12 protein-coding genes and 1 pseudogene are annotated in these 13,127 nt (G+C 62.2%); 9 read left to right on the top strand and 4 right to left on the bottom strand.

The genetic code is table 11. The features are described 5' to 3' along the window. The first annotated feature begins 5 nt into the window (after positions 1-5). The 6 genes from E7681_RS14940 (at position 6) to E7681_RS14965 (ending at position 5,158) form a co-directional block, all read left to right on the top strand. On the top strand, positions 6-653 hold the full coding sequence (locus tag E7681_RS14940) for a VirB8 family type IV secretion system protein (RefSeq protein WP_136340114.1): 648 nt from the start codon (positions 6-8) through the stop codon (positions 651-653). Then, entirely contained in the window at positions 650-1,351 is a 702-nt protein-coding gene (locus E7681_RS14945) for a TrbG/VirB9 family P-type conjugative transfer protein (protein ID WP_168733225.1), read from the top strand. Before E7681_RS14940 ends, E7681_RS14945 begins: the two co-directional genes overlap by 4 nt. Further along, the gene (locus tag E7681_RS14950; protein WP_136340115.1) at positions 1,348-2,673 is read left to right on the top strand and encodes a TraB/TrbI/VirB10 family type IV secretion system protein; all 1,326 of its coding nucleotides are present in this window, start codon (positions 1,348-1,350) and stop codon (positions 2,671-2,673) included. The genes E7681_RS14945 and E7681_RS14950 overlap by 4 nt, the downstream gene beginning before the upstream one ends. A 1-nt stretch (position 2,674) precedes the next feature. Further along, entirely contained in the window at positions 2,675-3,709 is a 1,035-nt protein-coding gene (locus E7681_RS14955) for an ATPase, T2SS/T4P/T4SS family (RefSeq protein WP_136340116.1), read from the top strand. A gap of 166 nt (positions 3,710-3,875) precedes the next feature. Next, positions 3,876-4,145, top strand: a complete 270-nt coding sequence (locus E7681_RS19155) for a hypothetical protein (RefSeq protein WP_246032503.1) — start codon at positions 3,876-3,878, stop codon at positions 4,143-4,145. Then, positions 4,145-5,158 carry a TrbL/VirB6 family protein gene (locus E7681_RS14965; RefSeq protein ID WP_136340118.1) on the top strand — a complete coding sequence of 338 codons (1,014 nt, stop codon included), beginning with the start codon at positions 4,145-4,147 and terminating at the stop codon, positions 5,156-5,158. The genes E7681_RS19155 and E7681_RS14965 overlap by 1 nt, the downstream gene beginning before the upstream one ends. A gap of 120 nt (positions 5,159-5,278) precedes the next feature. On the opposite strand, the gene qatD is transcribed toward E7681_RS14965, so the two are convergent. The 4 genes and pseudogenes from qatD to E7681_RS14990 form a co-directional block, all read right to left on the bottom strand. Beyond that, positions 5,279-6,028, bottom strand: coding sequence for a Qat anti-phage system TatD family nuclease QatD (gene qatD / locus E7681_RS14970; RefSeq protein WP_136340119.1), 750 nt, complete (start codon positions 6,026-6,028; stop codon positions 5,279-5,281). 2 nt (positions 6,029-6,030) lie between these two features. Next, a complete protein-coding gene (locus E7681_RS14975) occupies positions 6,031-6,477 on the bottom strand; it encodes a hypothetical protein (protein ID WP_136340120.1) in 447 nt (148 codons plus the stop codon). A gap of 216 nt (positions 6,478-6,693) precedes the next feature. Then, positions 6,694-7,281, bottom strand: coding sequence for a plasmid mobilization relaxosome protein MobC (gene mobC / locus E7681_RS14985; protein WP_136340121.1), 588 nt, complete (start codon positions 7,279-7,281; stop codon positions 6,694-6,696). A 459-nt stretch (positions 7,282-7,740) separates the two neighbouring features. Continuing rightward, positions 7,741-10,539: pseudogene (locus E7681_RS14990) on the bottom strand (strawberry notch-like NTP hydrolase domain-containing protein); the annotation flags it as partial. A 178-nt stretch (positions 10,540-10,717) separates the two neighbouring features. Here E7681_RS14990 and E7681_RS14995 point away from each other — a divergent pair. From E7681_RS14995 to E7681_RS15005, 3 genes are all read left to right on the top strand, one after another. Further along, complete coding sequence (locus E7681_RS14995) at positions 10,718-11,014, top strand: hypothetical protein (RefSeq protein ID WP_136340122.1); 297 nt, start codon at positions 10,718-10,720, stop codon at positions 11,012-11,014. Between the two features lie 373 nt (positions 11,015-11,387). Then, positions 11,388-12,200 (top strand): type IV toxin-antitoxin system AbiEi family antitoxin domain-containing protein, encoded by an 813-nt coding sequence (locus E7681_RS15000; RefSeq protein WP_038070221.1) that lies wholly within the window; start codon positions 11,388-11,390, stop codon positions 12,198-12,200. Then, on the top strand, positions 12,190-13,107 hold the full coding sequence (locus E7681_RS15005; RefSeq protein ID WP_136340123.1) for a nucleotidyl transferase AbiEii/AbiGii toxin family protein: 918 nt from the start codon (positions 12,190-12,192) through the stop codon (positions 13,105-13,107). Before E7681_RS15000 ends, E7681_RS15005 begins: the two co-directional genes overlap by 11 nt. Positions 13,108-13,127: the final 20 nt, after the last annotated feature.

Genomic DNA, 13,127 nt, shown 5'->3' on the forward strand with positions numbered 1-13,127 from the left:
GGGTGATGACTGCGCGCGAACTCGTGGAAGAGGAACTTGTCTACGGTGCCCTGCGCCGGGAACAGCTTTGGCGGATGATCGGCCTTTCCGGGGCAGGCTTCGGCGTATTCGGCTGTTTGACGGCTGCGGCTGTCGCGCTGATGGTCGAGACGCCGCCGCCCGTAGTTGTACCCTACGATCCAGCGACCGGGATGGCGCTCCCCAATGCCACGGTTGAAACCGTTTCGCTTGCCGAACGACCTGCCGTGATCGAAGCACAAATCTATCGCTACATTCTCGACCGCGAGGCCTACAATCGGCTCGACAACGATCTGCGCGTGCGCCGGGTGCTGGCGCAATCCACCGGGGCGGCCGAGGCCAGCATGCGCGCCATGTGGACCTCCGGGCAGGAGAGCTATCCGCCGACGCGATACGGGGCTGCGGCCGAGATGGCTGTTGAGATCGCCTCGATCACCCTTATTGGCGATAACCGCGCCCAGGTGCGGCTCAGAAAGCGTCTGACAAGCCCGCAAGGGGTACAGGATGGATCGTTCACTGCCACGTTGATGTTCGAATTCCGGCCCGAGCGGACCCGCGCGATCGACGATGTCTGGCAAAACCCTTTCGGTTTCACCGTTACACAATATGCCATCCGATCGGACCGTTCCGAATGACTCGCACTCCAATCTCTGCGCTGCTGGCCGCCGGTATTCTCGCGTTCGCGGGAACGACTGCCTTGGCCGAAACTACGCCCCGTCCAGGTTCTCATGACAATCGCGTGCGCGTCGCGACCTGGACTGAAGGCCAGGTTTACCGTGTCGTCACGACTCTGACCCGCGTCACCACAGTCGAATTCGGTGAGGGTGAAACCATCCGCTCGATCATCGCCGGCGATACGGTCGGGTTTCAATTCGACGGTGTCCCGGGTGGCCGTGCCTTCGCCATCAAGCCAACAGCATCTGGCGTCGCCACCAACATCACCGTCTACACCAACCGTCGCTCCTACTACTTCCATGTCGTCGAAGCCCGGGAGACGCCGCATTATGTCGTACAGTTCCGCTATCCTGAAAACCGCGTGCAACCCACCAGGGCGGTTGCGGCCGATGCGCCGAATGCGAACTATGCGGTCAGCGCCCGAGGAGAGTTCACGCCGACGGCCATCTGGGATGATGGTACCTTCACGTATTTCCGGTTCGCACGGAACGCGCCGGTGCCCGCCATCTTCCGATATTCGAACGGCAGGGAACGCGCGGTGAACAGCCAGGCCTTGAGTGACGGCGTCATCCGCGTGTCTGGCGTCAACCGACAATGGGTCCTTCGCCTTGGCGAAGATGTGGTTTGCGTCCAGGAAGCGGGACAGGCCACATTATGACCGAAGGTACGGAAGACCTCGCCGCGCGCCTCGCGGCTCTCGAAGGATCGACAGGCAAAGCGAAGGCAAACAAGCGGCCTGCACCGCTTGCCGCGATCCTTGGGGTCGTCGGCATCGCGGCAGCAGGCGGTCTGGCATGGGCTGCCCTGCAGCCGTCGGCAGAAGCACCAATGGCGACCGCCGCGCCGGAGGAGTTCCAGAGCAGCGGCCCCGGATTCGGAGATCTGGCGCCGATTTCTGCCCCGGAGCCCAGCCAAGTCCCGCCTGCGGACACAGGTCCGAGCGAGTCGGAACTCGCGCTGATGGAAAGTCTTGCGACATTGAGAGCGGAACTCGAGGACCTGCGCGCAAGACCGGCCGAGGCCGCGGACAGCGGGACGGAGCAGGCTATTGCGGACCTGACGGCGCAAATTGCCACCTTACAGGAAGCATCCGCCGAGGCTCAGCGTGCCCTCGAGCGGCAACTGACCGAGCGGGATCGCGAATTGGATCAGCTCCGAATGGACTTGGAACTTGCAAGGCTTGCACCACCAGAGCCGACCTCATTGGGACCAAGTGAAGAAGAATTGCGGCTGGCCGAGCTCGAAAGGCGGCGCGCAGCCGAAGCCGAGGCCCGCGCAGAGCGTATCGCGTCTCCTATGATCGCCTTCTCCGGGATGGGCGCAGGTGCGGATAGGGAGAATACGCTGGAAGCCGCACGTCTGAATGCAGATGAAGCCTTTGTTCGTTCGGGCGCGCAACCAGCACAGGTGACACGTGCCGAAGTGATCGCGAACCCATCGAACACGGTTGTTCAGGGCACCATGATTCAGGCTGTGACAGAGACGGCCCTCGACAGCACACTGCCCGGCGCGATCCGCGCCATTGTCTCGGAAGACGTCCATTCTTTCGATGGAACGCGTATCCTGATCCCGCGCGGCGCGCGGCTGATCGGGCGCTACCGCTCCGATGTCGCACTTGCCCAATCGCGCGTCATGGTGGCATGGGATCGGATCATCTTGCCCGATAATCAGACCGTGCAGATCAGCGCCTTCGGGGGAGACGAACTCGGCCGTACTGGCACCACCGGGTTTGTCGACACCCGTTTCGCGCAACGCTTCGGCTCCGCCGCGCTGATCTCCTTGATCGGCGCCCTGCCAGCGGCTGCAGCGGGTCAAATCGACAGCGAGGCGGCGGCCGATGTTGCGAGTGATGTCGGCACCGACCTGCGCGATAGCACGCAAAGCGTGATGCAGGACTATCTGGCGATCCGGCCAGTGATACATGTCGATCAGGGTACACGGATCACGGTCATGGTTGATCGTGACCTCGAGATTTTCTGACATGGCTGCAAGTTATCTGGAAGCGTCGCTCGACCGTTTCGGCCCCGAGGTCCTGCGCGACGACACGATCGAGATCTGCATCAATCCCGACGGACAAGTCTGGGGCGAATTCCAGGGCGATCACTTCATGCGAGGTCTCGGCAGCACGCTGAGCCAGACCGAGATCAAGGACCTCGGCAACCAGATCGCCTCGGCCGCCTCGACGACGCTCAGCACGAAGAAGCCCATTATCTCGGTCTCGATCCTATATCGAGATCGCCCGATCCGCGCGCAGGTGATCCAGCCGCCGGCAGTCGAGGGCGGGTTTTCAATATCGTTGCGCTTCTTCTCCTCCCTGCCGCTGGAGGCAATCCGGCTCGGCTTCCTCTATGGAATGGAGCGCAGCCTCGAAGGTCTGCGGCGCGAACGAAACGCCGCGCTGCGCGATGTGGTTGCCTCCGGCGACATCGACGCCGCGCTGCGCTTCTGCGTCGAGAACAAGCTCAACATGATCGTTTCGGGTGGTACATCGACCGGCAAGACGGTCGCGGCGCGCAAGATCCTTTCGCTGATCCCGCCCGAAGAGCGGATCATCACCATCGAGGAGGCGACCGAGCTGCGCCCCGAGCAGCCCAATGCCGTGACGTTGATCGCGGACCGGGACACGGATGCCCGCAGTGCCGATGTGCTCTTGGCCTCAACGCTTCGCATGCGACCTGACCGGATCGTCCTGGGCGAAGTCCGCGGGCGCGAGGCGATGACGTTTCTCGAGGCAATCAACACCGGCCACGGTGGATCGCTGACCACGCTGCATGCCGAGACCCCACAACTTGCTGTTCGCCGTCTCGCCATCGCCGCCCTGAAAACGGATTTGCCGATGAACTACGCCGACATGATCGATTATATTGAGGGCTCGATCGACGTGATCATTCAGGCAGGCCGCCATGAAGGCGCGCGCGGAATCACCGAGTTCTTCCTCCCGGGTCAAACCAAAGATTTGAATCTCGACACGGTCGACGGCAGAGGCAACAAGAGCCCCTCCGTTGCCGCTGAGTAAAAAAGGACCCCCCCAGATGCGAAAACCAATTCTCGCACTCATGCTTGCCGCCTTGGCGGGCCCCCTTGTGGCGCAGACTTCGCCTCAGGTCTCAAACGATCTCACAGTCGATATGTCGCCTCAACAATACCGGATCTGCAACGAACGTCCGGCGCGCCCGACCTGGATGGACGAAATCGACCCGCGGGAAGCCTACAAGGCTCGAACCATGATGCGGCTCTATGAATTGCGTTCTTGGCAGGCGATCAAGTCATCAGGAGATTGTGGCTGTGACATCCGCTTCCCACCATGGGATGCTGCCTCGGCGGAATATGAAGAACGTTTTGCGACAAGTACTCAGGCGGAACATACTCAAGCTCGGTTAGCCCTCAGGGACCAACAAAACCAGATCGCCCGTGAAGTGCAGGATATCTGCGAAGCGCAAGGGACCTGGTAGTGGGTGTCGTCAGTTGGATGGTCGGAACCGCAGACGCGTTCCTTGTCGATGCGGCCGAGTCCCAGTTCGGGGCTGTGGCAAGCAATGTCGGCGCGATCGTCCTGCTGATGGCCACAATTTCGCTGATCGGCGTCTGCATTAATATGGCCTTCCAATTCCGCAGCATGGATGGGGCCAGCTTCTTTTGGTACCTGATCAAGCTGATGTTGATAGGGCTCTTCGCCTTCAACTGGGCCAACTTCAACGCGGTCGCGAATGCCATCATCGGCGGGCTCGACTATGTTGCTGGAGCCCTGATTTCCTCGGTCGGCGGCGGAGGGGCGGGGGCCACATACTTCGCGGCCGAGTTCGATGATCTCATTACAGAGTTCAGCCAATACTTGAACGCCATCGGCAGCAACCTGAACTGGATGACAGGTGCGATCTTGGGCGGCATAGGGCTCGTTCTGTTGAGCCTTCTTGGCTTCATGACCGGCATCGTACTCATTTTCGCCAAGATGATGCTGACACTCATGCTTGGCCTCGCTCCGATCATGATCGCACTGTCGCTCTTCGATGCGACCAAAGACTTTTTCCATAGGTGGGTCTCGACGACGGTCAGCTATGGCTTCTACCCCATTGTCATCGCAGCCATGTTCTCAACCGTCGTTGGCATGGCAAACTCCCTCCTCGCTCAGTTGGGTGACCCTAGCTCCGCGACCAACATCGGATCGCTGGTGCCGTTCTTCGTGATGGTGTTCCTGGCCAAGGGCTTCGTCGCCGCAACGCCCCTGATCGTGCGGGGGATCTCGGGCAACTTGATGGTGGCAGCCGCGCCCGCCGTTGTCGCCGGATCGACCGGGATCATGCGCGGGCTCTTCAATACAGCGGGCGTCAAAGGGAGGTCACGGATCGGGGCGTTGACCACCGGGGAGGTGATCGGACGGGGCGTTACGCAGAGCCCGGCGGCTATACGGACGGCTAGCGTACGACTGGCCAGGATGGCGGAACGAGCTAGAAGACTGGGTGCATAGTGTACGTAGACCACCATCTCTGCAGCGTTCAAGCTGTGTGATTGGGGGAAGGTTCATTCCAACGGAAATTCGCGTGTTCGTCGCCGAATACCTTTCCCCAAAGACATCAAGATGTGTGTTCTAACCGGTATTCAATAACCTCTTGAGATTCAGTAAAATTTGCATGCGGGTGGCCTCCGCCGACAATCCAATCGTCGAGGCGATCACTTCTACAGTATAACCTACGTCGCCGGGATCAACTGGCTTGTCGCCACGAGCTACGAAGGGGCCGTCCGTCTCTGTCAACACCCGGTCGATTGGAATTTCGCGCATCACGCGCATCCCGGTGTCGGAAGCGAGCATGCCCTCGTTAACGGAGAAATAGCAGCCGCGATCAACGGCCCTGCGCACATCGGCCTTGCTGCCAGTGAACCAATGCAAGACGACGCCCGCCCGATCTGGCGGTAGATGCTCATCGAGCATGTCCAGGACCGGCTTCGTCGCCCTGACGCTATGCAGACTCAAGATCTTGTCGCCTTGCTGAGCGCAGGCTCGAAGAATTCTGCCGAAGACAGACTGTTGCAACTCGAAAGAGCGATAATGAGCGGGTCCGCGATCAAGCCCGATTTCCCCTACGTAACGCGTCCGCGGCAAGAGCTTCTCGAACAGGTCGAGCTCAAGATGGCGATCGGCGACGAGCTGCGGATGCAGACCGAGCCCAACCCTTACGAAATCGCTGTCTGCGGACAGTTCAACATTCCTTTGAAACGCCTTCGGGGTCGTCGTGACCGCCAAGGTCGCTACGCGCTTGCGATCGCAGGCTGCAATCGCCCTCGCGAGGTCGGGATAGAGGTCGAGATGCGTATGGAAATCCACGTAGTCAGGCCGCATGGTCACCCGCCCGGCCGTGCCCGAACACCTTTCAGGAGCTCGGCGACTTCAAGGACGCCACGTCGAAACACGTCGGCATAATCCGGTATCTCATCCGGCTTATCATGTAGCGGACCGGGCTTGTGGACCAGTATCTTCGCGAGATCCGGCTTCGCCCTGATCCGCTTGGCCATCAGCTGGAAGGACCTGACGTGCTCCCCTTCGGGCTGGTCGGAGGCCAGGATATGCCCCTTCAGATCCTCAACCGTGTAAAGCGTCTCATCGTCTCCATCGAGACCGACTTCGAGCGAAGCTCTACGGATCAGGCACGGAACGCAGTACCCGCAGTGTCGAGGGGAGAGCTTCTTGTAGCGCGCCTTCGCCGGCGACGAGCAAGACATGGAGTTCGCCACGATCTTCTGAAGGAAAAGTTTGTCGGCGCAGTTCGCAACCATCTCGCCCTTCGTCATGTGCCTGTATGGGTCGACTTCGTCGTGAGATATGTGAGCTGCGCCCGTAACTGCACCCCGGTGTGGCAGCCCCCTTTCGAGATAGCCTTGAAGATCGCTGGCGAATAGCCGCGCGCGGCCCGAACCATCTGCGCGCCCTTGGAAAGCCCCTGCCAGGATCCCGAAACTCGGCTCCAGCCGCGGTCAAATAGCGCCGGGTCGATGCCACGGACCCGGTCACTCCGCGCCATTCTCATTCCTCTCGGCGAGGCCCGCCAGGGCAGAGCTGATCTCAAGGTCCAGCACGCTGCGCCGCGCACGCGACATCTCCTGGACCTGGTCGGCCAGATCGAAGACCAGACCTGCAAGGGCGCGGACGTCACGGTGACTTGAGGCCGGGTAGGACAGTCTCTCGCCCCGCACCTTGGCCTCGTTCAGACGTCGCGCGATCTGGTTCACATTGTTGCCGACCCGGTTGAGCGCGGCGCCGAGGTTGCGCAACTCGTCACACATCTCGTCGTCGGGCAGGAAGACACCTTCGGCCGCCAGCATCAGGCGGCGCATGGCATCCGAGCGGTGCGCAATCCCGCGCCGCGACAGCGCCGCGTCGAACCGGCGCAGGTCGTCGTCCGAGACCCGGATCCCTACAACCCGCGATCGGCTGCCGTTCGCTGTCTGACGCTCATCCCGGTGGTTCACCACGTTGTAGATCGTCTTCAGGCTGACATCGTAGCGCGCGGCCAATGACGCCGCGGAGACGCCGTTCCGGCGCTCCTGGGCGATGGTCGATCGCTCGATCTCTGACAGTCTGCGGCGGCGGGGCATTTTGAAGTTAACGTTCCTATTTCTTGCCAACTTCGTACAAGCCCGCCGACTCCCAACGCAAGTAGAGTCGGCCATAAGGGCTTGTACTCAATGTAGAAAATCGCCCTGCAGGGGCGATTTCCCGTCCTTTGTCAAATGGATCGCGCGTCGCGCTCATTGCACCACGCGATGCGGTCTCCGCACCGCGCATCGCGTCTTTCGCGCCCCGTCTCTTGCACCCCGCAAGACGGATTTTGCCGCGTGCTGACCGTCTAGCGTCACCCGCAGAACGACATACGCGAGACTGCCTCCCGTCGTCTGGAGCGCGCTATCCGTCACCTGCATTCCGTCCGCAGTACATCGCCGAGCGCATCCCGACATTTGGAGGGTGTGTGGTGCCCCGCGACGAATGCTGAAGGCGCCACGGCAGACGTCGCACGTTCATCGCACAACGCCGCCCGCTGCATGCCAAACGCGGGTCTGGTCGAGCGCACCCGGCACCGGCGGCAGCGAAGCCAGTTTCTCGATCAGCGCGTCACGACGCCGGACGGCTTCGCGGCACTCCACCGGTTGGCCGTCGCGCGTGACGGGGCGCGACGAGAGATTGCCCTCGCTGTCGGTGAAAGGCTCGTAGAGCTGCACCGGGAAGGAATGGGCGAGGTAATCGAGGACATATTCCCTGGGAGTGATGTCACAGCGGATATCGTTCCATTCGTCGGTTGGGATCTCCGACAGACGGCGTTCCAAAAGTGCCTCACCCGTCGAGACGATCTGGATGACCGCCACGTGACCCGCTGCCAGATCGGCCTCGATGGAGGCGATCAGCGTAGGGGTCTTCATCGAGGTGAGCAGGTGACCGAAGAACCGCTGCTTGGCGCTCTCGAAGGCTGACCGCGCGGCGGACTTGGCCTGGCGGTTCAGCGTGCCCGACCCGCTCGGCCCGTCGGCCGCGCCGGAAATGTTCGCCGCCTCCAGCGCCGCGGTCAGGTTGTTGTGGATGATCGCGAAGGCCCCGGCATAGGCATCGTAGATACCGCGCTGCTCGGGGCTAAGCTCGTGTTCCAGCATCTCGTATTCGACACCGTCATAGGACAGCGACCGCGCCGTGTAGAGGCCGAGCGCCCGGAGGTCGCGGGCCAGAACCTCCATCGCCGCGACACCGCCAGCCTCGATGGCTTCCACAAACTCGGCGCGAGTAGCAAATGGAAAATCCTCCCCGCCCCAGAGCCCGAGACGCTGCGCGTAGGCGAGGTTGTGGACCGTCGTCGCGCCCGTGGCCGAGACATAGACCACGCGGGCATTCGGAAGTTTGTGTTGAAGGCGCAGGCCCGCCCTGCCCTGCTGCGAGGCCATGATATCGCCGCGCTCGCCTTTGCCGCCGGCGGCATTGGCCATGGCATGGCTTTCGTCGAAGAGGATCACCCCGTCGAAATCTGCCCCGAGCCAGTCGACGATCTGGTCGACGCGGGATTTCTTCCCACCTCGTTCTTCCGAACGCAGCGTCGCATAGGTGGTGAAGACAATGCCCTCGGTAAGCGGGATGTCGCGGCCTTGTGCAAAGCGCGAGAGCGGCGTGACCAGCAGGCGCTCCTGCCCGAGCGCCGACCAGTCGCGCTGCGCATCTTCCAGCAGCTTGTCGCTCTTCGAAATCCAGAGCGCCTTGCGGCGGCCCTGGCACCAATTGTCGAGCAGGATCCCGGCCGATTGGCGGCCCTTGCCCGCCCCGGTGCCATCGCCGAGGAAGAAACCCCGGCGGAAGCCGATAGCGTCAGCGGCGTCCTCCGGTGCTGCGGATACCACGTCGCCGGCCTCATCGACGGCCCAGGACCCCGCGAGATATGCGCCGTGGGCTTCGCCGGCGTAGATGACGGTCTCAAGCTGCGCGTCGGACAGCTGGCCGTCGCGCAGGACGGCCGCCGGAAGCTTGGGGCGGTACGTGGGTTTCGGAGGTGCGACAGAGGCCATGGCCGCCGATTGCACAAGCTTGGTCGGGTGTGGGGCCGCTGCGGGGATGTCGATCGTCTGCAGGCGGAAGGTCTCGTAGATCGCGTCGGACAGCCGTGCGGAGTCTTCGTCCTCGGCGGCGTCGCGGAGAGCGTAGTCCAGTTCCTCGGCCTCAATCGGTGTGTCTGGTTTCGCCGGTTGAGCTGCGGAGGTCGCGCGCGATCGGCTAACCGGTTTGCGTGTGATGAGGGCAGGATTTCCCGGGAGGGGGAATGAGCTGCCCTGGCCTGCCGACGCGGCATGATCCAGTTCGAGACGCGGCGGAACCTCGGTCACAATTCTGGACAGAAGATGCGCTGCGTCAGGGGACATCGGCTGGCGCAGGTCGGCGGTGATGCCGCCCGGCTCGCCGCCGCGGCATTTGTCAAAGACAGAAATCCGCGTCTCGAAGCTGGTGCCGTGTTTGGCGAAAGCTGCGCCCGACACCGCGCCGGTGAAGATGAGATGGGCCGTCTCGGTCAGACGGCCGAAGGTCTCGGCCCAGGCCGGCGCATCCGGCGCGAAACCGGCCCCTGTGATGGCAACGATCCGTCCGCCGGGGACCAAGCGCGCGAGGGCCGAGCGCAGATGCCGGGCCGTCGCCTCGGTCGACCGACCATCGACATTGGCTTGGGCCGAAAAGGGCGGGTTCATCAGGATGACGCTCGGACTTGAGGAGACATCGAGATGATCGTCGATCTGCGCGGCATCAAAGGTGGTGACGGGGCGCCCCGGAAAGAGGAGGCGCAGAAGGTCGGCGCGCGTGTCAGCAAGCTCGTTCAGCGCGAGGCCGCCACCCGCGATCTCTGCGAGGATCGCCAGGAGTCCGGTCCCGGCGGACGGCTCCAAGACTAAATCGCGGGGCGTGATCTGTGCTGCCGTCAGTGCCGCGATTCCCATGGGCAATGGCGTGCTGAATTGCTGAAATCGCTCCATCTCTTCCGACCGCCGGGTGTGCGTGGGCAAGAGGCCTGCCACCTTGGTGAGGATCGGCAAGAGCGCCGCAGGCGAGCCGGCACGCGCAAGCAGCGCCCGACCGAACTTTCGTAGAAAGAGGATCAGCGCCACCTCGCCCGCCTCATAGGCGAGCTTCCAGTCCCAGGCACCGGTCGCATCGGAACCGCCAAAGGCATGTTCCATCTCGCGGCGCAGGCGCAGCGCGTCGATCTGAAGCCCTTGCGCCAGATCGGGCTGCAGCGCTTCGGCAACAGCAACGATCGCAGGGGCAGGATTTGCTGCCAACGGGACAATGGGCGCAGGCAAGGACGCCTGCGCAACAGGGGCAAGATGGGTCATCGGGAAACTCCGGAATGAAGGACAGGATCAGGCCCGTACACCCTCTCTCGGGCAGCCTCGGACCTGATCTTTCCCGGCCCCTCTCTCCCTCTCGAATCCGACGCGTCCCGGAAGCTCGGCTTGATTTTGTTCTTGTTATGTTCTATATTCTGAGCCAAGCCAGAAAGGGGGTTCCACCATGGAAATCACCACGCACGCCCTGCCGGCAACGCCCAAGCAGATCGCCTATGCGCGGTCGCTCGCCCTGCGCAACCGGACGCTCCTGCCCTGGGAGGGTCAGCAAGGCCGGCGATCTTTGAGCGCTTGGATCGAGGCTCAGGCCTGGCTGAAGCCGGTATCGGACATGGACCGGCTGCCCACGTCCAAGCAGGTAGCCTTCGCTGAGAAACTCGCCCAGATCAAACGGCGCGCCGTTCCGGACGAATGCTTCCGCGACAAGCGGCTCATGTCCAAGTGGATCGACGGGAATAAGTGAGCACCGCACCGGCTAGTGACGCTCTGTGCGATCGTCCAGCTTTTTGCCACATCATAGTTTGGCAAACCGAGCGCAGCTGCCAACCTGTAGGTTGGCAGACTGGCCCTTCGGGACATCAGCCTCGGTCAAGCTCCTGTCCGAAGGACCAAGGTCTGGTTCCGGCGGCACGCCGGGATGTGCACCGCTGCGACCTTCGGTAACCACCGCAAGTCGTAGCCGTCTCTCAACCCAGCGTCTTCAGATCTCCCTCCCCTTGGGGCTAGTCCCTAAGTTCTTTGGAAATGGTGAGATAGGAGCGTCCATAACGCAGGAAAAGCATTTTCATCAAAGAAAACTGTAGATGTCTCTTTGAAAATCTGTCACTTTAGGTATCATGGACACCGCAAGGTCACAGAATCTGAAGAAAGTGCTCGATGCCGTACCCGCCGGGTATCTGGTCGACGCGGCATGGCTCGTCTCGCAGGGCATCGCCTATGAGAGCTTCCGTGACTATGTGAAACGCGGCTGGCTGGAGCGCATCGCACGCGGTGTCTTCCGCCGACCAGTCCCGAATATGCAGGCGTCCAACAGCATCGACTGGAAGACCTGCATCCTTTCGATGCAACATATCATGGGTCATGATCTGCATGTCGGGAGCACAACGGCACTCGGTGAACAAGGACATGCCCATTACCTCCGCCTGGGGGAAAGCGCTCCAGTCTGGGTCTATGGGGACAAGGTCCCGAACTGGCTGATCAAACTGCCGACGGATGCCCCTTTCAGTATCCGCCCCCGTTCCTTATTCACCGATCCGAAGCTGGGCGTGATCGAGGGCAAGAATTCTGGCCTGCCATGGGACTGGGGTCTGACGATGTCGACGCCGGAGCGCGCAATCCTGGAAGCCATGGACGAGTTGCCCCACCATGAGAGTTTCCACACGCTCGACATGGTCTTCGAGAGCCTGACAACCCTGCGCCCAAGGCTGATTTCCGACCTCCTGCAAGCGTGCCAGAAAATCAAGGTCAAGCGCCTGTTCTTCGTCTTCGCGGACCGCCACGATCATCCCTGGCGCAAACGGATCGACCCGCAGGCATTCGACCTCGGCAGCGGCGACCGAGCCTTGATCCAGGGCGGCAAGATCCACCCGCGCTATCGGATCATGGTGCCAGAAGAATTCGTGAAACCGGAGGCCGAAAATGGCGCGTGAGACCTATGAAGCCCAGGTTGCGCTCCTGGTGCGCGTCCTGCCCAATGTCGCGGGCGAAAGCGTCTTCGCGCTCAAGGGCGGGACGGCCATCAACCTCTTCCACCGCGACCTGCCTCGGCTGTCGGTCGACATCGACCTGACCTACCTGCCAATCAAGGAACGCGCCGAGAGCCTGGACGAGATCAACGCCGCGATGGATCGCATCGCGGCTTCCATCGAGACCGGAATCCGAGGCGCGAAATCGCAGCGCATCCAAGGGGGCGGCGGCGGAGCCACCCGGCTCCTGGCGCGTCTCGGGAATGCCGAGATCAAGATCGAAACCTCGCCCGTGACCCGGGGCGTGGTCCACGACCCGGAAGTCCGGACCGTCTCTGTCGCCGTGGAGGATGCCTATGGCTATGCCGAAATGCAGATCGTCTCGTTCGAGGACCTGTTCGCGGGAAAGCTGCACGCCGCCCTGGACAGGCAGCATCCCCGGGATCTCTACGACGTCACACTCCTCTACGAAAACGAGAGCCTGACGCAGGACCTGTTCCACACCTTCCTGATCTATGTCGCCAGTTCGCCGCGACCGGCGCATGAGCTGCTCGATCCGAACCTGATCGATCTCGAGCAACCCTACGCGCGGGAATTCGAAGGCATGACCAGAACACCCGTCCCGCTCGCTACGCTTTTGGCGACGCGCCTCAAGTTGGTCGCCGATCTGCAATCGAGGCTCGATGACAAGGCGAGGCAGTTCCTCCTGACGCTTCAGGACGGCGAGCCTGACTTCGCGGCGATCGACCGTTCGCAGGCCGCTGACCTACCGGCCGTGAAGTGGAAACTTCTCAACCTGAACAAACTGAAGCGCGACAACCCCGAAAAGCACGCAGCGCAGCGCGACGCCTTGTTGAAGCTCCTGGGTTGAGCCACGGCCATCACCGTCGT

This window comes from Thalassobius vesicularis, from assembly GCF_004799325.1.
GTDB lineage: Bacteria > Pseudomonadota > Alphaproteobacteria > Rhodobacterales > Rhodobacteraceae > Thalassobius > Thalassobius vesicularis.